Origin of the sequence: Escherichia sp. E4930, from assembly GCF_005845405.1 — a bacterium.
Taxonomy (GTDB): domain Bacteria; phylum Pseudomonadota; class Gammaproteobacteria; order Enterobacterales; family Enterobacteriaceae; genus Escherichia.
The window spans coordinates 501,979-524,562 of record NZ_VCDZ01000003.1 but is presented as its reverse complement, the minus strand read 5'-3'; the positions used below and the strand labels follow the sequence as shown (position 1 = coordinate 524,562).

Genomic DNA, 22,584 nt, shown 5'->3' with positions numbered 1-22,584 from the left:
TATGTTGACCGTAGACGTAGCCGCCGACATTGTCGCCAGCGGCATAAAAGTGGTGATTTTACTGGTTTCGGTACTGGTGGTGCCAAGCCTGCTGGTCGGCCTGCTGGTGAGCGTGTTCCAGGCGGTGACGCAGATTAACGAACAGACCCTGAGCTTTTTGCCGAGGCTGATTGTCACGCTGGTGGTGCTGGGGGTGTGCGGCAAATGGATGATTATCCAGTTGCATGATCTGTGCATTCATCTGTTTACCCAGGCCGCCCTGCTGGTTCATTAAGATGCGCACAAGCGACGTTACACAACTGACGGATATGGCGCTGGGACTGTGGTTTCCCTTCGTGCGCATTATGGCGTTTCTGCGCTATGTGCCGGTGCTGGATAACAGCGCCCTGACCGTGCGAGTGCGGATTATTTTGTCGCTGGCGCTGGCAATCATCATCACGCCGTTGATCCCCCATCCCATTCCCCACGATCTGCTTTCGCTCAACAGCCTGATCCTGACGGTGGAACAAATTTTATGGGGCATGTTATTCGGGCTGATGTTTCAGTTTCTGTTTCTGGCGCTGCAGCTGGCGGGGCAAATTCTCTCGTTCAATATGGGGATGAGCATGGCGGTGATGAACGACCCGAGCAGCGGCGCATCGACCACCGTGCTGGCGGAGCTTATCAACGTCTACGCGATCCTGCTGTTTTTTGCGATGGACGGGCATCTGCTGCTGGTAAGCGTGCTGTATAAGGGCTTCACTTACTGGCCGATTGGCAACGCGCTGCATCCACAAACCCTGCGCACCATCGCGCTGACCTTTAGCTGGGTGCTGGCGTCGGCATCGCTGCTGGCGCTGCCGACCACTTTTATTATGCTGATTGTGCAGGGCTGCTTTGGCCTGCTCAATCGCATTGCGCCGCCGCTGAACCTCTTTTCGCTCGGCTTTCCCATCAACATGCTGGCGGGGCTGGTCTGTTTTGCCACCCTGCTCTACAACCTGCCGGATCACTATCTGCATCTGGCGAATTTCGTCCTGCAACAACTCGACGCGCTGAAAGGTCACTATGGCGGATAGCAGCAGCGAAGAAAAAACAGAGAAACCCTCGGCGCAAAAGCTGCGTAAAGCGCGTGAAGAGGGGCAACTGCCGCGCTCGAAGGATATGGGGCTGGCGGCGAGCCTGTTTGCGGCGTTTGTGGTGATCTCCAGTAGTTTCCCGTGGTATGCCGATTTTGTACGCGAGAGTTTTATCAGCGTGCATCAGTATGCGCAGGAGATTAATAACCCAGAGGTGATCGGCCAGTTTTTGCGCCATCACCTGTTAATTCTCGGCAAGTTTATTCTCACGCTGCTGCCGATGCCCGCCGCCGCGCTGCTCTCTTCGCTGGTGCCTGGCGGCTGGCTGTTTCTGCCGAAAAAAATCCTCCCGGATTTCAGCAAAATCAGCCCGTTAAAGGGCATTGGGCGGCTGTTTTCCAGTGAACATCTGGCGGAAACGGGAAAGATGACGGTGAAGTCGGTGGTGGTGCTGGTGATGCTGTGGATTAGCCTGCGCAATAACTTTCTCGCCTTTCTTGGCCTGCAGGCACTGCCGTTCAAACTGGCGATGAATGAGGGTTTATCGCTCTACGCCAGCGTGATGCGCAACTTTGTCATCCTGTTTATCTTCTTTGCGCTGATCGACGTGCCGCTGGCGAAAGCCCTGTTTACCAAAGGGCTGAAGATGACTAAGCAGGAGCTGAAAGAAGAGTACAAAAATCAGGAAGGTAAGCCGGAAGTGAAGGCGCGCGTGCGGCGGCTGCAACGGCAGCTGGCGATGGGGCAAATCCGCAAAGTGGTGCCGAAAGCCAACGTGGTGATCACCAACCCGACCCACTACGCCGTGGCGTTGCAGTATGACTCGTCGCGTGCCGCCGCGCCGTTTGTGGTGGCGAAAGGCACCGATGAAATCGCCCTCTATATACGCCAGGTCGCTGCTGAGAATCAGGTGGAAGTGGTCGAGTTCCCGCGGCTGGCGCGCTCGGTTTACTACACCACGCAGGTGAACCAGCAAATTCCGTTTCAGCTTTACCGGGCCATCGCCCACGTTCTGACCTACGTCCTGCAAATGAAACACTGGCGCAAGGGCGCACAGCCGCGCCCGGCCCTGAACAGACATATTTCCATTCCCAAAGAGGTGCTTAAACTGGATGGCGAAAACAACTAAATCGTTCCTCGCGCTGCTGCGCGGCGGCAATCTCGGCGTGCCGCTGGTGATCCTGTGTATTCTGGCGATGGTTATTCTGCCGCTGCCGCCTGCGCTGCTGGATATTCTGTTCACCTTCAACATTGTGCTGGCAGTGATGGTACTGCTGGTGGCGGTGTCAGCGAAAAGGCCGCTGGAATTCAGCCTGTTCCCGACCATTTTGCTGATCACCACCTTAATGCGTCTGACGCTTAACGTTGCCTCTACGCGCGTGGTGCTGCTGCACGGGCATCTCGGCGCGGGTGCGGCGGGTAAGGTGATTGAGTCGTTTGGTCAGGTGGTGATTGGCGGCAACTTTGTCGTCGGCTTCGTGGTGTTTATCATCCTGATGATCATCAACTTTATCGTCGTCACCAAAGGGGCCGAGCGTATTTCCGAGGTTTCTGCCCGCTTTACCCTGGACGCGATGCCCGGCAAACAGATGGCGATTGACGCCGATCTTAACGCCGGGTTGATCAACCAGGCGCAGGCACAAACCCGGCGTAAAGATGTTGCCAGCGAGGCCGATTTCTACGGCGCGATGGACGGGGCATCGAAGTTTGTGCGCGGGGATGCCATCGCCGGGATGATGATTCTGGCGATTAACCTGATCGGCGGCGTCTGTATCGGGATCTTCAAATACAACCTGAGCGCCGATGCCGCCTTCCAGCAGTATGTGCTGATGACCATCGGCGACGGCCTGGTGGCGCAGATCCCTTCCCTGCTGCTCTCCACCGCGGCGGCGATTATCGTCACCCGCGTCAGCGATAACGGCGATATCGCCCATGACGTGCGCCACCAGCTGCTGGCAAGCCCGTCGGTGCTCTACACCGCCACCGGAATTATGTTTGTGCTGGCGGTGGTGCCGGGGATGCCGCACCTGCCGTTTTTGATGTTCAGCGTCCTGCTGGGTTTTACCGGCTGGCGAATGAGCAAACAGCCGCAGGCGGCGGAGGCGGAAGAGAAAAGCCTCGAAACGCTGACCCGCACCATCACCGAAACCAGCGAGCAACAGGTCAGTTGGGAAACCATTCCGCTGATCGAGCCCATCAGTTTAAGCCTCGGTTACAAACTGGTGGCGCTGGTAGATAAAGCGCAGGGCAACCCGCTCACCCAGCGGATTCGCGGCGTGCGGCAGGTGATTTCCGACGGCAACGGCGTGCTGCTGCCGGAGATCCGCATTCGGGAAAATTTCCGCCTCAAGCCCAGTCAGTACGCCATTTTCATCAACGGCATAAAGGCCGATGAAGCGGATATTCCGGCGGATAAACTGATGGCCCTGCCCTCCAGCGAAACCTACGGCGAGATTGACGGCGTGCTGGGGAACGACCCGGCGTACGGGATGCCGGTCACCTGGATCCAGCCCACGCAGAAAGCGAAGGCGCTGAATATGGGGTATCAGGTGATCGACAGCGCCAGCGTGATTGCTACCCATGTAAATAAGATTGTGCGCAGCTATATTCCTGATTTGTTTAACTATGACGACATCACGCAGTTGCATAACCGTTTGTCGTCGATGGCACCGCGCCTGGCGGAAGATTTGAGCGCGGCGCTGAATTACAGCCAGTTGCTGAAAGTGTACCGGGCGCTGCTGACCGAAGGCGTTTCCCTGCGCGATATCGTCACCATCGCCACCGTGCTGGTCGCCAGTAGCACGGTGACTAAAGATCATATTCTGCTGGCGGCTGATGTGCGCCTGGCGCTGCGGCGCAGCATTACCCATCCGTTCGTTCGCAAGCAGGAGCTGACGGTATATACGCTGAATAATGAGCTGGAAAATCTGCTGACCAACGTGGTGAATCAGGCGCAACAGGCCGGCAAAGTGATGCTCGACAGCGTGCCGGTTGACCCGAATATGCTCAACCAGTTCCAGAGTACGATGCCGCAGGTGAAGGAGCAGATGAAAGCGGCGGGGAAAGACCCGGTGCTGCTGGTGCCACCGCAGCTGCGCCCTTTGCTGGCGCGTTATGCAAGGTTGTTTGCGCCGGGGCTGCATGTGCTGTCATATAACGAAGTGCCGGATGAGCTGGAGTTGAAGATTATGGGGGCGTTGAGTTGATTGGGGATTCTTTTCCATGCTTTGCACCATCTGACACCATTGATTGACGTCACACTGCAAACAGACTACGATGACACCATACAATGACGTCATGGATTGATAGTATGATTAAGGTCAGCGCGCTAGGCTCTCGTCATAGAAAAACATTCGACGATGTAATGACGGAGCCGCCAAAATCTGGAATTAAATGGGATGATGTTGTTGCACTCATTAAAGCGGTGGGTGGAACAATAAAAAATAACAATGGTTCCAGAAGGAAATTTCAGATTGGTACGACCAAATTCAGTACTCATGAGCCACATCCAAAGAATGTGATGGATAAAGGCGCAGTAACAGGTCTTAAGGAGTGATTTGTTAACTGTGTAGGGGTAGATTATGAATAAAGCATCAAACATTATCACCATTAAAGGTCAACCGGCTGCAGTAACATTTGAAGCTGATATCAACGCATTTCGCGGCAAATTCCTCAATGTAAATGGTTATTGCGACTTTGTGGCGACAAGCATTGAGGCATTGTACCGGGAAGGTGAAAGTGCGCTGGATGAGTGGATGGCGGATTGTGAAGAGGACGGCATTTCCCCTTTTCGTGAAGAAGAAGAGCAAAAACGCCTGACGCTTCGTGTTCCTCATCACATCGATTCACGGCTGACCATTGTCGCCAGACAACATTCCATTTCAAAAAATCAGCTTATTGTTGATGTATTAGAACGTGAGTTTTCATCCCAGATGTAAACAGGTCGGATGCCATATGGCATCCGATTTTTTGCCTGATCGTCAGTATTCTCCATTTACAAAATCGTCTCTTCCGTCAAAATCCGCCGCGCGCCCAAAAAATGGTTCTGCCAGAAAGGTTCGGATAATCGGCTTATCCGAATGGTTTCGCCGGTACGTGGCGACTCGATAAATTGCCCATCGCCCAGATACACGCCCATATGATCGGCTATCTCGCGGCTGTGGATATGGAAAAACAGCAAATCTCCCCGGCGCAGGTCGTGATTCGCCACAATCGTTGCCCGATGGTAGTGATACATCTCATTGGCCGTTCGCGGGAGCTTCGCATCGAGGATCTTGTTGTAGGCATAAAAAACCAACCCGCTACAGTCGAAGCCTTGATCGGGCCGCGTACCGCCCCAGACGTAAGGCTTGCCAATCTGCTGCTCCAGGCGGTGAATCGCCACTTCGGTAATATTGTGCAGATGGTCGCTGCTTAAGAAGTGGTTGTTTTCCGCCAGCGCCTGCCAGCGTCTGTCACTCGCCTTGAGCGGCGCAGGAAACCATTCTGGATGCTGTTTTATCTGTTCCCGGTTGTGCTGGCGTAGCGCCCTTCTGCTTTCGGCATTGCCTTCCACAATGTAGCTGGCCTGTTTTTTCAGATGTGCCTGGTACAGTTTGAGTACCCGCGCACGGTTTTGCATCCGCTGGCGGGCGGCGTAGCTGAAAGAGATATGTGATGTGGTGGCGCTGGCAAGTAAAGGAAGCAAAAGGGACAAAGAAAACACGCCCAGGCGCAGCAATCTGTCGTGAGAGAACAAATACATGAAGGATATAAACCGGCTGAATGAAGATGAGAATATTAGAGGAAAGGAAGGAGAAGCGGGATTATTAATTGCTTATTTGCATATTACTATCGAGGTTTCATAACATTAGGAAATAAGAAATAAACCCGCTTTACATGCGCTTTTCGGACTTTTGAAAATCGCCACTTATGCTAAATTTGTAAACCCAGCGCCGACAGGCTTGCGTAAAACTCTTTTGGTGATAATGTGAGCCTTCCAAATCCAGACTATTCCGATTTGGGATCTATTTTGCCGTCCTGGCGTGTATAACCGTTTTATCAAGGAATAAGCAGTATGCGTAAAATCGCATTAATTCTTGCGATGTTGTTGATCCCGTGCGTTTCATTTGCCGGTTTGCTGGGCAGCAGTAGCTCTACCACGCCAGTGAGCAAAGAGTATAAGCAGCAGTTGATGGGATCCCCTGTCTACATCCAGATCTTCAAGGAAGAACGTACGCTCGATCTCTACGTCAAAATGGGCGAGCAATATCAGCTGCTCGACAGTTATAAAATCTGTAAATATTCCGGCGGCTTAGGCCCAAAACAGCGTCAGGGCGATTTTAAAAGTCCGGAAGGGTTTTATAGCGTTCAGCGTAATCAGTTAAAACCAGACAGCCGTTACTACAAAGCGATTAATATTGGTTTCCCCAATGCCTATGACCGGGCGCATGGTTATGAAGGGAAATACCTGATGATCCACGGCGATTGTGTTTCCATCGGCTGCTACGCAATGACCAATCAGGGTATTGATGAGATCTTCCAGTTCGTTACTGGTGCGCTGGTGTTTGGTCAGTCAAGTGTGCAGGTGAGCATTTACCCATTTCGCATGACCGACGCCAACATGCAGCGTCATAAGTATTCCAACTTTAAGGACTTCTGGGAGCAACTGAAGCCGGGCTATGACTACTTTGAACAGACCCGTAAGCCACCGACCGTTTCTGTGGTCAATGGTCGTTACGTGGTCAGCAAGCCGTTGAGCCACGAAGTGGTGCAACCACAGCTGGCATCAAACTACACGCTCCCCGAGGCAAAATAAGCGCCATTCGCCTGGCATAATCTTTTGCCAGGTTTCATTGCCCGTCAGCGGCTGTGTCGCAATCACCGTGACCACATCATTCGGTGTGGTCTGCGAGCTGAAGTCGATTTCCACATCCTGATCCAGCAACGTTGCCACGCCAAACGGCGCACGGCGGGTGATCCAGTGCAGATTGGTCGAGCAATACGCCATTACATAGCGCCCGTCCGAAAGCAGCATGTTGAAAACGCCCTTCTGCCGCAGTTCGTCCGCCAGTGAGGCGATATATTTAAACACTGCTGCCATGTTGCCCGGCGTGCGCGGGTAACGCTGCGTTAATTTATGCAGCAGCCAGCAAAAGGCTTTTTCGCTATCGGTTTCACCGACCGGACGGAAGTTGCCGGTTTCCAGTGATTTGTAGCCCGTCAATTGCCCGTTATGGGCGTACGTCCAGTTGCGTCCCCATAACTCGCGGGTAAATGGGTGAGTATTTTCCAGCGCCACCTCGCCCCGATTGGCCTGGCGAATATGAGCCACAACCGAACAGGATTTTATCGGGTAGTCCTGGACCAGTTTGGCGATGGGGGAATTAAAGCTGGGTTGTGGATCTTTAAATGTGCGACAGCCTTTACCTTCGTAAAAGGTGATGCCCCAGCCATCTTTATGTGGCCCGGTTCCACCACCACGCTGCACAAGCCCGGTGAAACTAAAGCAGATATCGGTAGGGACGTTGGCGCTCATCCCGAGCAATTCGCACATGGGTAACCTCCACAACAGCGGGAGCGCATGGCCCCCGGCGAAGATTGATTTAAGAATTTTCAGGTCGGATGCGGCGTAATGAACGCATTATCCGGCCTACGGTTCGGGTACAGATTTGTAGGCATGATAAGACGCGTCAGCGTCGCATCAGGCATCAGAGCACAAATGCCGGATGCGGCGTAAACGCCTTATCCGGCCTACGCCAGATTTACTTAACCATCTCTTTTTCAATCAACTGGATCAGGATATGGATCACTTTAATGTGGATCTCCTGAATGCGGTCGGCATAACCAAAGTGCGGAACGCGAATTTCGATATCCGCCGTGCCAGCCATTTTTCCGCCGTCTTTACCGGTCAGGGTGATCACTTTCATCCCCTTCTCACGCGCCGCCGCAATCGCTTTGATCACGTTTGCAGAGTTACCAGAGGTGGAGATCCCCAGCAGCACATCGCCTTCGCGTCCTACTGCTTCAACGTAGCGGGAGAAAATATCGTTAAAGCCAAAATCGTTGCCAACACAGGTGATGTGGCTGACATCTGAAATGGCAATCGCCGGATAGCCCGGACGGTTTTCACGGTAGCGACCGGTCAGTTCTTCTGCAAAGTGCATGGCGTCGCAATGGGAGCCGCCGTTGCCACAGGAAAGCACCTTGCCACCGGCTTTAAAGCTGTCTGCTAACAGGACCGCCGCGCGCTGAATGGCGTGAATATTGGCGTCATCTTTTAAAAAGTTAGCCAGCGTTTCCGCCGCTTCGTTCAGTTCGTTACGAATAAGATCCTGGTACATGAGGATATCCTTCAGCATAAATGAATTAGACAAAATGCAGTGTACCGGATACCACCAAAAGCGAGAAGACCAGCGCGGTGGAATGACCAGGACTTTTTGACCCGAAGTGCGGATAAAAACAGCAACAATGTGAGCTTCGTTGTAATTATATTGTAAACACATTGCTAAATGTTTTTACATCCACTACAACCATATCATCACAAGTGGTCGGACCTCCTACAAGTAAGGGGCTTTTCGTTATGATGATTTTGAGTATTCTCGCTACGGTTGTCCTGCTCGGCGCGTTGTTCTATCACCGCGTGAGCTTATTTATTAGCAGTCTGATTTTGCTCGCCTGGACAGCCGCCCTCGGCGTTGCTGGTCTGTGGTCGGCGTGGGTACTGGTGCCTCTGGCCATTATCCTTGTGCCGTTTAACTTTTCGCCTATGCGTAAGTCGATGATTTCCGCGCCGGTATTTCGCGGTTTCCGTAAAGTGATGCCGCCGATGTCGCGCACTGAGAAAGAAGCGATCGACGCAGGCACCACATGGTGGGAAGGCGATTTGTTCCAGGGCAAGCCGGACTGGAAAAAGCTGCACAACTATCCGCAGCCGCGCCTGACTGCCGAAGAGCAAGCGTTTCTCGACGGCCCGGTAGAAGAAGCCTGCCGGATGGCGAATGATTTCCAGATTACTCATGAGCTGGCGGATCTGCCGCCGGAGTTGTGGGCGTACCTTAAAGAGCATCGCTTCTTCGCGATGATCATCAAAAAAGAGTACGGCGGACTGGAGTTCTCAGCTTATGCCCAGTCTCGCGTGCTGCAAAAACTCTCCGGCGTGAGCGGGATCCTGGCGATTACCGTCGGCGTGCCAAACTCATTAGGCCCGGGCGAGCTGTTGCAACATTACGGCACTGACGAGCAGAAAAATCACTATCTGCCGCGTCTGGCGCGTGGTCAGGAGATCCCTTGCTTTGCACTGACCAGCCCGGAAGCGGGTTCCGATGCGGGCGCTATTCCGGATACCGGGATTGTCTGCATGGGCGAATGGCAGGGCCAGCAGGTGCTGGGGATGCGTCTGACCTGGAACAAACGCTACATTACGCTGGCACCGATTGCGACCGTGCTTGGTCTGGCGTTTAAACTCTCCGACCCGGAAAAACTGCTGGGTGGCGCAGAAGATTTAGGTATTACCTGTGCGCTGATCCCGACCACCACGCCGGGCGTGGAAATTGGTCGTCGCCACTTCCCGCTGAACGTGCCGTTCCAGAATGGACCGACGCGCGGTAAAGATGTCTTCGTACCGATCGATTACATTATCGGCGGGCCGAAAATGGCCGGGCAAGGCTGGCGGATGCTGGTGGAGTGTCTCTCGGTAGGCCGCGGCATCACCCTGCCTTCCAACTCAACCGGCGGCGTGAAGTCGGTTGCGCTGGCAACGGGCGCGTATGCGCACATTCGCCGTCAGTTCAAAATCTCTATCGGTAAGATGGAAGGGATTGAAGAACCGCTGGCGCGTATTGCCGGTAATGCGTACGTAATGGATGCTGCGGCATCGCTGATTACCTACGGCATTATGCTCGGTGAGAAACCTGCCGTGCTGTCGGCTATCGTTAAGTATCACTGTACCCACCGCGGGCAGCAGTCGATTATTGATGCGATGGATATTACCGGCGGTAAAGGCATTATGCTCGGGCAGAGCAACTTCCTGGCGCGTGCTTACCAGGGTGCACCGATTGCCATCACCGTTGAAGGGGCCAACATTCTGACCCGCAGCATGATGATCTTCGGCCAGGGGGCGATTCGTTGCCATCCGTACGTGCTGGAAGAGATGGAAGCGGCGAAGAATAATGACGTCAACGCGTTCGATAAACTGCTGTTCAAACATATCGGCCACGTCGGCAGTAACAAAGTTCGCAGCTTCTGGCTGGGCCTGACGCGCGGTTTAACCAGCAGCACGCCAACCGGCGATGCCACTAAACGCTACTATCAGCACCTGAACCGCCTGAGCGCCAACCTCGCCCTGCTTTCTGATGTCTCGATGGCGGTGCTGGGCGGCAGCCTGAAACGTCGCGAGCGCATCTCGGCCCGTCTGGGTGATATTTTAAGCCAGCTCTACCTCGCCTCTGCCGTGCTGAAGCGTTATGACGACGAAGGCCGTAATGAAGCCGACCTGCCGCTGGTGCACTGGGGCGTACAAGATGCGCTGTATCAGGCTGAACAGGCGATGGATGATTTACTGCAAAACTTCCCGAACCGCGTGGTTGCCGGGCTGCTGAATGTGGTGATCTTCCCGACCGGACGTCATTATCTGGCACCTTCTGATAAGCTGGATCATAAGGTGGCGAAGATTTTACAAGTGCCGAACGCCACTCGTTCACGTATTGGTCGCGGTCAGTACCTGACGCCAAGCGAGCATAACCCGGTTGGTTTACTGGAAGAGGCGTTGGTGGATGTGATTGCCGCCGACCCGATTCATCAGCGGATCTGTAAAGAGCTGGGTAAAAACCTGCCATTTACCCGTCTGGATGAACTGGCGCACAACGCGCTGGCGAAGGGGCTGATTGATAAAGATGAAGCCGCTATTCTGGTGAAAGCTGAAGAAAGCCGTCTGCGCAGTATTAACGTTGATGACTTTGATCCGGAAGAGCTGGCGACGAAGCCAGTAAAGTTGCCGGAGAAAGTGCGGAAAGTTGAAGCCGCGTAATTGAATAACGGAGCCGAAAGGCTCCGTTTCTTTATCCGCTAATTATTTAAAATTAAAGCCATCCGGATGGTTTTCCAGGCTGCCGGTCAACGCCGCGAACAGCACCGTTTTACCATCAATCGAAAGCGCATCGTTCACATTCAACCAGGTGAGTTTCTCTTGCGACGTTTTCTCATCAATAGTCGAGAACAGCCCCGTCATCTGATTAGATTTCTCGGACCACATCACAGCGATACGTTGCGAGCCACAGTCATGCGGTTTGCACGCGCTCATCACCTGATACGTCTCATCTCCCAACGTTACGTTTTGTGCGGGAGTATACGTACCGCCTTTCATCACCCAGGCAGGCAGCTTATGCCCTTGCACCATCTGATTAAATGCAGCTTTGGTGGTTTCGCCCTTTGCCAGGCTGCTAATAGTTAAATCATCCTGCGCCATTGCACTGGTGGCGATGACCAGTGCTGCGATTGTCGTTATTGCCTTAAACATCATTCCTCCCGAGCTTATCCTGCCCATGTTATTAACCTCCTAAAGCCTGGCGATAACACGATAATTTGCAAATCAGATATTTCCAATATCAGCATTTGTTATCAATTTATTCCGCAGTAAGGTAATAGCCTGATAAGGTGTTAAAGTTATAAAACCCTTCGCATAAAGGAGTTGTACACCGTGCCTGGTTTGAAGATTACGCTTTTGCAGCAACCGTTGGTGTGGATGGATGGTCCTGCCAACCTGCGCCATTTTGATCGTCAACTGGAAGGTATTACCGGGCGCGATGTGATCGTTCTACCGGAGATGTTTACCAGCGGCTTTGCCATGGAAGCGGCAGCTTCGTCGCTAGCACAAGATGACGTAGTGAGCTGGATGACCGCCAAAGCGCAGCAGTGCAATGCACTGATTGCAGGCAGTGTTGCATTACAAACGGAGTCTGGTTCGGTTAACCGCTTTTTGCTGGTTGAGCCGGGCGGCACGGTACATTTTTATGATAAGCGTCATCTGTTCCGAATGGCAGATGAGCATCTGCATTATAAAGCGGGCAATGCGCGAGTGATTGTGGAATGGCGCGGCTGGCGTATTTTGCCGCTGGTGTGCTACGACTTACGTTTTCCGGTGTGGTCGCGCAATCTCAACGATTACGACCTCGCCCTGTACGTCGCCAACTGGCCTGCCCCGCGCTCTCTGCACTGGCAGGCATTGCTGACGGCCCGCGCGATTGAGAATCAGGCGTATGTGGCGGGATGCAATCGCGTCGGCAGCGATGGCAACGGCTGCCATTATCGCGGTGACAGCCGGGTGATTAATCCACAGGGCGAGATTATCGCTACTGCCGACGCGCATCAGGCAACGCGCATTGATGCGGAGCTGTCGATGGTGGCATTACGGGAATATAGAGAAAAGTTTCCGGCATGGCGGGATGCGGATGAGTTTAGGTTGTGGTGAAATCAGCGCCAGATAGGTGAGAGAAGCGGGAGTTGAGATCGGCACGGGCCTTACCGTGAAGATCTCGGAGGGATGCCTAAGCCTGATCGCTGAAAGCGACGAAGTGCAGAAACTGAGGAAGGAACTTTATCAGATTAAACAGGTGGTTAAGGGGATGCGGGACGGGATGTTTAGTGTGCTGAACGAGAATTAAATAATAAAAAAGCCGGCAAGATAATGATTAACGACAGCTAATCTGGTTTCGGGAGAATATTTTGGCTTTGCCATAAAAAACTGCACCTTAATCAGTTGGGTGTCCAACTTTTGGGGTGCAGTCCAAATACACGGAGATGTTTCCCGGCTTTTTATTTAACTTTCATGCTATAGATTAATAATTATCCTTCATCAATTTAACCTCCCATGAGGTACTATCTGATATAGTTATTAAAGCCAAGCAATGTGATAAATCACCATTGTCTAGCACGCTATATTTAACTGGCTTCACTAACGCAACTAAAAAGCAATTCTTTATGTCACTTAATGAGTTGGAAAAATTTTCAACCTCATCCCATGATAATTTAAATCCGGTATCCATGGATAAAACTCGTTGCTCAAAATCAGGCATTGACATGTCTCGCGGCGCAATGCCAATCGCTTCTATTTCATATAGATACCAGTCCCATTCATTAGTTGGTACTTTATCTAATAAATGAGATAAGCGGACCTTTTCTCCATTGTTCCACATCGCCCCTTTACTCACATTCATTATGGGATCTCCAGATCTTTTGCAGGACCATGTTGCGGCGTTCCTCCTGTAGGGTTAGGAATATAATCATGCTGATGAGGATTGGGATGTTCCCAGGGCAAGATTACGAAAGCCCGCTCCCCGCAAGGACTGACGCGAGATAGTTTCTGTCCATGGCTGCTTTTCGCATCTTACGTCTTAACCCTGCCTTGAATACCTTATCATTCGTCAAAATATTAATAGCAATGTGCCGTATCCCTGAAAATAATTCTGCTGCATTTCCTCTTCTTATTTTGCAGTCGTCTTCATTCATTACCACGTCCAGACGCCAGTGCAGCTTATTCTCCACGTGCCAGTGATTTCGGATCGCTGTGGCGAACTTCTCAGCGGTTAAATCAGCAGAACTGATATAATATCTGACCGTCATTTCTGGCTCTTTCTTTTGTTCTGCTATTATGGACCGAAAGGAGACTGCCACGCATAATTTCTTCAGCCCTTTCCATTCAAACGTGAAATCAATAAGTTCATCAGGGACATCGCAAACAATATGAAGACGGATCTCTTCTCTGCCGTGACTCTTTTCACTAATTGCGTAACTGTCATGCTCTGGATTATTTAATTCTTTCAGCGGAAATTTTTCCTCAAAGGCTTTATTTAGCCGCCCCTGGTTTCCTTTTACAGCGAATAAATAATCACCTCCCTGTTTTTGTATCTTCTCTGCAATATCTTTCTGGCAACCCATCGCATCAGTTGTGATAATTTTTCCTTTAATATCCAACATGTTAAGAAGTTCAGGGATAGCTGTGATCTCATTAGATTTCTCATCTGTCTTGATCTGTCCGATGACCAGACTGTGCATTGTTGAGAACGCACTAATGACATGAATCGCTCCCTTGCGGCGACTCTTGTCATAAGAATGCCGGAGCGTTTTTCCATCAATTGCAATGACGTCTTTATCATTTGACGAATGGCAGTCACGCATCCAGTTAATAAAGCACTCGTGAAATTTTGCAGGACTGATACAGGATACAACTCTGGCAATGGTATCGTGAACAGGAATACCATTTTCAAAATCACCATATTGCTTCAAAAAATCGAGATGTGTTTCCCCAAAATCCTCTATATCTTCCCATCCTTCTGCACCAGAAATAACGGCACAAATAGTCAACAGTAGAATATCCGATAATTTATATTCCACTTTCCAGGCTTGTCTGTAATCGGGAATAATAGAAATATGTTCCATCAATTTTTTAAGTTCCATTTTGCTCTCCTTAATTATGTAAGGAGTATTTGATCATGTATAAGTAATAAAAAACAGCTTCAGGTAATGAGGAATATCTCAATTTTTAAACATAAAATGCGAATTATTTAGTACAAAAAGTGTACTTCTGATGATCTTTCCCTGAACGAAGTACAGGAACTGCGCAGGGAGCTTTATCAGGTTAAACAGGCAGTTAAGGGGATGCGTGACGGGATCTTTAGTGTGCTGAACGAGAGTTAAATAATAAAAAACCGGGAAGGTTCAATTCCCTTCCCGGTAATACAAATAACTAAACCCTAATATACACATCCATATATTTTGATACATTATCTTTATATAAAGAAGAATTTCTAAAGGTCTTTAAATCAATACCATTTAATTTACTGTAACCATCCTCACTCAATGAGTCAGATTGCCAACCACAGACGGGGCATATTTCAAAAACAGAGTCTTCATATTTGTCAAAAACAATAAACCTACAAGCGGCGCAATGAACCCCAGTAATTTCGCTATCAGAATGATCGATGATTTTTATTTCATTCCCAGTAACTTCCTTAACCTTATTTTCTAGATACTTATTTCTTACTAATGGAGATAATTTATAAGCATCAATAATATCGTTATTAAAAATTTGCCTATTAGATAAGGATGATTCAGGAATATCTATTAGTCCATTCTCATACAAAAAAGTAACTCTGCCGTCTGAACTTAAAGTAAATAATGAATAAGAGGAAAGAAAATCAATAACCTCGGAATGAAGGAATTCTATATACATTATTTTTCTCCAGCTAAGTCAATTGCATCCTGAAATGGAGTCTTACTTCGTCCATCATCTATATAATAAGTCCTCATTTCTCTTTTCCCCATATGCCCTACAAATATCTCACCAGTACTTTTATCATGTCTGATTACAAAATTGCCTACCTTTGCTTCTTGCATTGATTCGGTTAAAGGTTTTGAAGCAAATTCTTTCGCTTTTGCCATATATTGATTTTGCGTAATATTACCAAACTCGTGTCCATGTTTTGCATAGTGATATTGTAATCCAGTTTGACCTGTTACAGGGTTTTTGTTCGGGTTAAAGCTTTTCCACTTAACAGAGCCAGCGATACCACAATTATTAAGTCCGAGAGGATCGATCCAACTTAATGGATTTGGTGCATACTGATAAAGATTTATTCCCCCGCCAGCTATCGGGTCCGTAACCATGAACCGCCCGACATCCGGATCATAGTACCTGTGCAGATTGTAGTGCAGCCCCGTTTCCCTGTCGAGGTACTGTCCCTGGTAGCGCAGGTTCTGCTCCACCCTGCCGTGGTCCTTCTCCTGTATCGTGTTACCCCAGACCTGATACCCCGTCTCCCACACGATTTTCCCGTCACTGTCCGTCATCTCTTCCGGCGCGCCGTTCACATCCGTGTGAAAATACAGTATCCGGTTCGGTCCCTCTTTGCCCGCCTTATCCACCCGCGCCAGCGGTTCATAACTCCCCTGGTCACTGTAGATATACAGGCTGCCTGTTCCCTCCGGCCTGCTCTCCTGCGCCAGCCGCATTCCGTCCCATAAAAATTTTGTCCGGTTGTACGGCTTACCGTCAGGGCTGATGTGCTGTTTTTCCGTCCGCCTCCCCAGCGCATCGTACACATACCGGTACGTTCCCCGCACTGTCGTCACTTCCACCATCCGGTGTTCCGCATCATAACGGTAACTCTGCGTTCCGCTCCGGCCCTGCTTTTCCACCGTCCGGCCGTGTTCGTCATAACGATAGTGCACGCCACGGTAAGACATCAGCCGGTTGAACGGCAACACGCTGTTTTCTGCCGTGGCCCTTTCCCCCGCGCGCCTCCCCAGCAGGTTTCCCGCCGCGTCGTACTGCCAGCTCGCCAGATACCCCTCATCCTCCGAGCGGCACGCCGTGATGTGGCCCGTAGGGTCATAGAAGTAATCCGTTTCCCCCCGCCGGCTGTGCCGCGTCTTCAGCAGTTCATCCTCGCCGCTGTAGCTGTACTGCCGGTCCGTGAACGTCTCCGGTACCACCCCGCGCATCCCGCTGTATGTTTCCCTGCGCTTCAGCCGCCCGCCGGGGTCGTAAAGCTGCCGCGTGCTCAGTCGCCCCTGACTTCTGAGCACCTCCCGGTGCAGGGCGTCACGTGTGAACTCGCTGATGACCTCCCGGTCCAGATTTATCTGCTGGAGATGTCCGCTCCCGTAGTACAGATGGCGCTGCGTTCTGCCGTCCGGAAAGGTGGTGGCAGTCCGGTTGCTGAGTTCATCGTACTGATGGGTTAAGACGCCCTGTGCCGTCTCCTCAGTCAGCATCCGCCCCAGTCTGTCGTAACTGAAACGGATAATCTCCGGTGCGTCCGTTTCCCCGGCATCCGACCTCCGGCGGCGGATTTCCAGTAACTGGTCTGCCGCATCATAGACGTATTCCGTACGGCTATCGGCTGTCTCCTTTGCCGTGAGCCGGCCCACCGCATCACGCGCCAGCCGGTGACGGATTTCACCGCCCCGGTCCCCGGTGAACACCACTTCCGTGACCGCGTTCAGCGCGTTGTAACGGTACGCCTGGCGGCAACCGTCCGGGTTTATCTGCTCCGCCAGACGGTCCAGCACATCGTGTCGGAACTGATAGCGTTCTCCGTTCTCGTTTGTCAGCCGGGTCAGCCGCCCGTAAGCGTCGTACCCGAACGCCGTCCTGCGCCCCATCGCGTCCGTCCGGCTGCGCACCCGGCCCTGCCCGTCGCGTTGCCAGCGCGTTATCCTCCCCATCGCTGGTGTACTTCACCAGCCTGCCCGCCGCGTCTGACTGGTAATTCACCGTGCGGCCGTCCGCCAGTATCACCTCCACCAGGTGACCGCTGTCGTCATATCCGTAGCGCGTGCTGTGGCTCTGCGCGTCAGTCATCCGTATCAGCCGCGTGCGTTCGTCGTAGAACCAGGCCGTCTGCGAGCCGGAACAGTCCGTATGTCGCATGAGCTGCCCGTCTTCGTTCCACTGAAGGTATTTATTCCCCCCACGGGCATCGGTTATCTGTACCACCTGGCCGTGGCGGTCATACTGATACCGGGTGTTCTGTTGCAGCGGGTCGGTCACGGCAAGAAGATTGCCGCGTTCATCGTACTCACACCGCCAGCTGTTCCCCGCTGCATCCACTTCCGTTTCCGGTTCGTGCCACACCGGGTGCCACTGTGTCTGTGCCACCCGCCCCAGCGGGTCGTGCGTCTCCGAGATATGCCCCAGGCGGTCATACACATAGCGCCATTTGCCGCCCTGAGCGTCGGTCATCCCCAGCAACAGTCGTTCTTCGTCGCTCCAGCGGAACGTCATCACCTGCCCGGCTTCGTCCTGGTACGCCGTCACCTGATTCTGTGCATCCCACTGATGAAAGCGGGTCCGGCCAATCCCGTCTGTCACACATACCACACGTTCAGCCATCCGCCAGTCCAGACGGTATCGCGCACCACTGTCGGTATGGTGGCCCGTCACGCGCCAGCCTGCATCATCCGGCCCTTCATACCAGCCCCACTGGTAATAATATCCTTCACCACCGGGCTGGCGGTGCAGCGTCATGCAGTGGTTTTCGTCGTAAGCAAACTCACGCAGCAGCTGCCCCGTGCTGTCGTACACGCCGTTCAGGTCGCCGGCCTCGTCATAGCTGTAACGACGCAGCAGTAAAGGAGCAGCCTCAGGGAAATGCTGATAAATCTGTGTCACCCGCCGAGGATGCGCCGCCAGTTCGTAATACAGACGGATGCACGGACGCTGCTGTTCGCCGCTGATTTCAGTGATGCGTCCCCGGTCGTCGTAGTACAGATTCAGACAGTTGCTGTTACGGTCGCCCAGCATTTTCAGCCGCTGGCGCTGCGGGTGATGCGGGTCGGCTTCAAACAGAAAAAAATGTCCATCATCGCTGCTGATAAGCCAGTGCCCCTGCTCACCACGCCGTACCGCCAGTCCTTCGCCGGGGCTGTAAAACCCGCCCCCCGGCAGTACGGCTTCCATATCCAGGCGTCGCCCCATACCCGACATAAAGGTCATGCAGTTTTCGTCCGCGTTACCCGGCGTGCGCACGAGGCTGACTTCATACATCACACTCCAGCCCTGACCAAACATCCCTTCCGTGCGTTCGTCACGACTGCTGTACACGCGCTGCCAGTCCAGCGGAAAGTGGCCCGGCAGGCTGAAGTCGAAGTCATCGTCATCAGCCAGGTATTTGGCCCCGGTGGCGGCATTGACCGGATGCGGAAGGGCGCTGATGGCCTTCTGCGTCATCATGCTCATTCCGATACTGGCAGCAAAACAGGCGATTTTAGAAAGCATTTTGCCCGGGCGAAGAAACATCAGCGCCACGGTTGCCACCAGGGTTATCTGCGACCTGCCGCTTCTGATATCCCTGACCACCAGTAACGGACCGCCAATGCGGACATCCGGTGACACAAACGCCCCGTTTCCCGGCTCATTCACCACCCTGGCCTCGCAGGTGCAGCGTGCCCCGCTGCGTGCCGCCGGCTGGCTGTTGATACGCACATCCCGCGCGCCTTCCGCGATATATTCCGCCGCGGGCGGCTCGTCATCGCCTTTGAACAGATTACTGATGCTGCCAATAACCGCATTCACTCCCTGAAAGGCGGTTTCCAGCATACCGTCCGGACTCAGCAGGTTAAGGGCCGTTCCCAGAGGGTCATCCAGAAAGGCGGCTTTTTTTTGTGCGAGAAACTGCGTCAGTGAGGAAGGATGTTTATGGCAGTCGATTTTATCGTCAGGGGTCGGGGTGGAGCCCGGGGCCGCACTGGCCACAGTGGGCTGCCATAGTTCCGACACAAAATGTGTCACGCCATCCACCATTTCAGAACGCCCTTCTTCCGTACTGAGCTGGTCGTGCAGCGCACGGGACATCAGCACAGGCCCTGTTACCGGGTTAACCGTCAGGGCTATTGCCCCCGCCATTTCCAGATATTCCCCGGCGACATCCAAGAACGTTCTGGCATCCTCCTGACGCTGCGCTTCTTCCTGTTCCGCCTTCGCCTGCGCTTCCTGCGCCTCAATGTCCTGCCGCGATGCCGCAGTCGCCGCTGCCCGCGCGGCAGGTTTGCTGTTGATCCATGTGTCGCCAGAGCCGGTGAGGATGTAACCTTCAATCTGAGGAGAGAAAAGCATATTTGCGAGGTCTGAACAGGCTCCGCTGACCGTTTCTGTCACGCCGGTGTACACCATCGCCACACCCACCACAAAACCGGTCAACACGACGGCCGTGCATCCCATCGTGAACCCCACTGACGCCGCCAGTAACGAGGTTGCGCCGACAATGAGGGCATCAATAACGACATTTGCGGCCACCTCCAGCACCGCCCCCAGCACATCTGCCATAAACGACGTATGCAGCAGGGCATCACCCAGTCTTGCCGCCCAGAATGCATCTTCCATGTCCCGTTCCCTGTGTGATTAATTCGTCCTGGCTTCCTGCCGTATCCTGAAGCGCAGATTCTTTTTAATTTCAGCCCAGCGCGTCATATCAGCCGGGGTCAGCGGTGTGGTTCTGGCGTAGGTGAAGGCCATCATGACCCGCTCACCCGGCAATACAAATGCCACCTGACACTGGTACACATGCTCGTTACCCCGGAGAAACTGGCTCTGTATCTCCAGCCCTTCCTCTGCGTCATTAACCCCCACGCGGGTCACCTGCACGGGCGTGTAGCGCAGTTCTTTTACCTGCTTTTCCAGCTTTTTCATTTGCTGTTCAACCTGAGATGCTAATTCGTCTCCTTCCTGCATCTGGCCCCGGCTGATAATTAGTGCGGCGTCGGGATTGCTGAGCCGCAGCATATTAATGGTACTATCCTGAATAATATTTCCAGGAAAAGTTACAACAGCTTCATTAAGATAATACTCCGTCATAATGGCATGAGTCCTTTTTAATAAATGAATTGTTTATGGATTGGTTTTTATTTATTTTTTAGTCATGAAGGTAACGTCTATTGCCGTCTGAAGGGCTGTTTTCTCTAATGCTCCAGGCGGAGGTATATCTGCCGCTCTGTTATTCATATTTAAATCAAGCTGCCCTGATTGTGTATTTATTTTCCCATTTTCTGTTGCAGTAATATTAAAATTCTTACAGGTTATATTAAATATCCCGTCACTGGTCATTTGCAGGATAGTTTCTCCGCAGCTAAGAATAATGGAATCTCCCGCAGCAAGGCGTAAATTCTGCACTGTCTGAATTGTTTTATCTCCTCCGGCGAGAGAGATATCATCTGTCTGGACTGTTAGAGAACGTTTCTCACCAATAATCGCAGTTTCTGTTTTATCAATGACTTTAAGGCGATTATTGCCCACCCAATGGCTTTCATTATTATTTACTTCAATGCGTTGATCTTTCTCGGCATGCAACCAGATTTCTTCTCCGCCAGTTTTATCCTCAAAACGCAGGGCGTTAGCATTGGTTGGGCCGCCGCCGATGGTGTGGCTGTAAAACCCGCTTTGCGTCGCTGCGCCCGGTAGTCCCCACGGTGGCATGGTGTCCTGGTTGTATGTCCGCCCTACGATAATGGGTAAATCCGGATCACCAATGGGTAAATCCGGATCACCATTTTTGAAATCCACCAGAACTTCCTGACCAATGCGCGGGATCTGAATGCCACCGAATCCTTTACCCGCCCACGGATAACTGACACGGACCCAGCAGGAACTGTTTTCATCATTCTTACCGTAACGATCCCAGCCAAACTGAACTTTCACCCTTCCATATTTATCTGTCCAGATTTCCTGTCCCGCCGGGCCGGTCACGATGGCGCTCTGTGGGCCTTTGGTGTGGGGTTTGCTCAGGGTTCGCTGCGGACGGTAAACTTCATTGGTGGGATGTAACTCAAAGCTGGTTGAGTAAGAGAAGTGCTGCTCCTGGCCGCTGTGTTGCGCATTGTCCTGTATAAATAGCGTGGTCTGTGCCAGCAGATATTCCCGGTTCACTTCGGCTGTCGGATAGTTTTCCAGGGTGAAGGTAAAACCTGTCATCAGGGTACGAATATTGCCGCTGCCCTGTACCCGACTACCGGGGCTCCGCTGTTCTTCCATGCGGATGCGTGTCAGCATTTCACCTTCACTCTTTGTGAAGTAGTCTCCCGGCCATTCATAGTGCTCATATTCAGCAAGGCCGGTTTCACGCGGATTAGCCACGGTGCTCTTCAGCAGTGAACGCGGCTTCATAAAGTCGAAATCATTCAGCACCCACTGTCCGCTGCGCAGGCTTTCATTTGCTGTGATGGTATGGATAAACTCCTTGTCCAGTTTCAGCCCTTTCTGGTAATAACACACCAGCGGCGAATCTGCGCATGCCTTGTGGACATTAATGGCATCAGCCAGCACTAACGTGTGACTGTTCTCGCTGTGCTCAAACCACCAGTAGATACCCCACTCCTGCATCAGGCGCTGAATAAAATCGAAATCTGTTTCACCGTACTGCACCTGCCAGGCGCGAGTCGGATAATTTTCCACCAGTCGTTTTTCGACTGGCCAGGGGTACTCATCCAGTACCTCATCCAGAATGTCCACCACGTTTTTATTCTGAAACGCTTTGTAGTCACTGGTGTGGGTCAGTATTTTTAACCACGGTTCGATCCGCAGTTCATACACCACCGAACGTCCTTGGTGACCAGCCACGCGTGCTGCCGTCACCAGCCCGCTGATATAACGTTTTCCGCCGCCATCCAATTCGATATGGACGCACAGATCTTTGCCCACCATCGGTTTGAGCTGCAGGTTGGCTGCGGGGGAAACATAGCCCAGGTTCAGGGTGTCAGGCGTTTTTAATTTAATAGAATAAGTAAATAGTTCCCCTACTGTTTCTGTACCCCCCAAGCTTGCAAACAGTAACATTCCATCAGGAACTGCGCTGCCGCTCAAAGTCACGTTATGTGTACCCGCTCCAACTAGTGCGCCGGATGGATAATCTGTAGCTGTAAAACTCATAATTAATCCTTTTAACTAGAAATGGTTCACTGCTAATAAGAAATCTTACAGAAAAGAAAATATGCAATATATTCGCCTGGCATAAAATACTTCAATACTTATGAGTGCTACTAAGAAACTATCAACCAT

18 protein-coding genes and 1 pseudogene are annotated in these 22,584 nt (G+C 52.1%); 9 read left to right on the top strand and 10 right to left on the bottom strand.

Going from position 1 to position 22,584, the window contains the following annotated elements; genetic code table 11:
* The first annotated feature begins 1 nt into the window (after position 1).
* The 6 genes from FFT88_RS05900 to FFT88_RS05875 all read left to right on the top strand — a co-directional run bounded on the left by FFT88_RS05900 (position 2) and on the right by FFT88_RS05875 (position 4,996).
* Complete coding sequence (locus FFT88_RS05900) at positions 2-274, top strand: flagellar biosynthetic protein FliQ (RefSeq protein WP_000958542.1); 273 nt, start codon at positions 2-4, stop codon at positions 272-274.
* A 1-nt stretch (position 275) separates the two neighbouring features.
* Complete coding sequence (fliR, locus tag FFT88_RS05895; RefSeq protein ID WP_135404358.1) at positions 276-1,058, top strand: flagellar biosynthetic protein FliR; 783 nt, start codon at positions 276-278, stop codon at positions 1,056-1,058.
* The gene (locus tag FFT88_RS05890) at positions 1,048-2,187 is read left to right on the top strand and encodes a flagellar type III secretion system protein FlhB (protein WP_135404357.1); all 1,140 of its coding nucleotides are present in this window, start codon (positions 1,048-1,050) and stop codon (positions 2,185-2,187) included. The genes fliR and FFT88_RS05890 overlap by 11 nt, the downstream gene beginning before the upstream one ends.
* On the top strand, positions 2,171-4,264 hold the full coding sequence (gene flhA / locus FFT88_RS05885; RefSeq protein ID WP_135404356.1) for a flagellar biosynthesis protein FlhA: 2,094 nt from the start codon (positions 2,171-2,173) through the stop codon (positions 4,262-4,264). Before FFT88_RS05890 ends, flhA begins: the two co-directional genes overlap by 17 nt.
* Before the next feature lie 104 nt (positions 4,265-4,368).
* A complete protein-coding gene (locus tag FFT88_RS05880; RefSeq protein ID WP_135404355.1) occupies positions 4,369-4,614 on the top strand; it encodes a type II toxin-antitoxin system HicA family toxin in 246 nt (81 codons plus the stop codon).
* A 25-nt stretch (positions 4,615-4,639) separates the two neighbouring features.
* The gene (locus tag FFT88_RS05875) at positions 4,640-4,996 is read left to right on the top strand and encodes a type II toxin-antitoxin system HicB family antitoxin (protein WP_130224098.1); all 357 of its coding nucleotides are present in this window, start codon (positions 4,640-4,642) and stop codon (positions 4,994-4,996) included.
* A gap of 56 nt (positions 4,997-5,052) precedes the next feature.
* Here FFT88_RS05875 and FFT88_RS05870 read toward each other — a convergent pair whose 3' ends face one another.
* Positions 5,053-5,802, bottom strand: a complete 750-nt coding sequence (locus FFT88_RS05870) for a C40 family peptidase (RefSeq protein WP_135404354.1) — start codon at positions 5,800-5,802, stop codon at positions 5,053-5,055.
* A 312-nt stretch (positions 5,803-6,114) separates the two neighbouring features.
* Between FFT88_RS05870 and dpaA the strand changes: the two genes are divergently transcribed.
* On the top strand, positions 6,115-6,855 hold the full coding sequence (dpaA, locus tag FFT88_RS05865; RefSeq protein WP_001225684.1) for a peptidoglycan meso-diaminopimelic acid protein amidase: 741 nt from the start codon (positions 6,115-6,117) through the stop codon (positions 6,853-6,855).
* Here the strand turns inward: dpaA and FFT88_RS05860 are convergent.
* Both FFT88_RS05860 and lpcA read right to left on the bottom strand, forming a co-directional pair.
* Positions 6,826-7,593: a class II glutamine amidotransferase gene (locus tag FFT88_RS05860; RefSeq protein WP_000333380.1), complete on the bottom strand. Its 768-nt coding sequence runs from the start codon at positions 7,591-7,593 to the stop codon at positions 6,826-6,828. The two genes, dpaA and FFT88_RS05860, sit on opposite strands and share 30 nt — an antisense overlap.
* A 208-nt stretch (positions 7,594-7,801) precedes the next feature.
* Positions 7,802-8,380 carry a D-sedoheptulose 7-phosphate isomerase gene (gene lpcA, locus FFT88_RS05855; RefSeq protein WP_016159301.1) on the bottom strand — a complete coding sequence of 193 codons (579 nt, stop codon included), beginning with the start codon at positions 8,378-8,380 and terminating at the stop codon, positions 7,802-7,804.
* Between the two features lie 239 nt (positions 8,381-8,619).
* Here lpcA and fadE point away from each other — a divergent pair, with 239 nt between their 5' ends.
* Positions 8,620-11,064: an acyl-CoA dehydrogenase FadE gene (gene fadE / locus FFT88_RS05850; protein ID WP_135404353.1), complete on the top strand. Its 2,445-nt coding sequence runs from the start codon at positions 8,620-8,622 to the stop codon at positions 11,062-11,064.
* A 42-nt stretch (positions 11,065-11,106) separates the two neighbouring features.
* On the opposite strand, the gene ivy is transcribed toward fadE, so the two are convergent.
* Positions 11,107-11,553 carry an Ivy family C-type lysozyme inhibitor gene (gene ivy / locus FFT88_RS05845; protein ID WP_205714155.1) on the bottom strand — a complete coding sequence of 149 codons (447 nt, stop codon included), beginning with the start codon at positions 11,551-11,553 and terminating at the stop codon, positions 11,107-11,109.
* A gap of 180 nt (positions 11,554-11,733) precedes the next feature.
* On the opposite strand from ivy, the gene yafV reads away from it, so the two are divergent.
* Entirely contained in the window at positions 11,734-12,504 is a 771-nt protein-coding gene (gene yafV / locus FFT88_RS05840) for a 2-oxoglutaramate amidase (RefSeq protein WP_135404351.1), read from the top strand.
* Between the two features lie 367 nt (positions 12,505-12,871).
* Here the strand turns inward: yafV and FFT88_RS05830 are convergent, their stop codons facing one another.
* From FFT88_RS05830 to tssI, 6 genes and pseudogenes are all read right to left on the bottom strand, one after another.
* A complete protein-coding gene (locus FFT88_RS05830; RefSeq protein WP_135404350.1) occupies positions 12,872-13,249 on the bottom strand; it encodes a hypothetical protein in 378 nt (125 codons plus the stop codon).
* A 103-nt stretch (positions 13,250-13,352) separates the two neighbouring features.
* Positions 13,353-14,489 carry an ISAs1-like element ISEc1 family transposase gene (locus FFT88_RS05825; RefSeq protein WP_135404349.1) on the bottom strand — a complete coding sequence of 379 codons (1,137 nt, stop codon included), beginning with the start codon at positions 14,487-14,489 and terminating at the stop codon, positions 13,353-13,355.
* A gap of 289 nt (positions 14,490-14,778) precedes the next feature.
* Entirely contained in the window at positions 14,779-15,264 is a 486-nt protein-coding gene (locus FFT88_RS05820; RefSeq protein ID WP_131162687.1) for a CPCC family cysteine-rich protein, read from the bottom strand.
* Positions 15,265-15,593: 329 nt separating this feature from the next.
* A pseudogene (locus tag FFT88_RS05815) lies at positions 15,594-19,917 on the bottom strand (RHS repeat-associated core domain-containing protein); the annotation flags it as partial.
* A gap of 18 nt (positions 19,918-19,935) precedes the next feature.
* Positions 19,936-20,388, bottom strand: coding sequence for a DcrB-related protein (locus tag FFT88_RS05810; protein WP_135404348.1), 453 nt, complete (start codon positions 20,386-20,388; stop codon positions 19,936-19,938).
* A 51-nt stretch (positions 20,389-20,439) separates the two neighbouring features.
* On the bottom strand, positions 20,440-22,455 hold the full coding sequence (gene tssI, locus FFT88_RS05805; protein WP_135404347.1) for a type VI secretion system tip protein TssI/VgrG: 2,016 nt from the start codon (positions 22,453-22,455) through the stop codon (positions 20,440-20,442).
* Between the last annotated feature and the right edge of the window lie 129 nt (positions 22,456-22,584).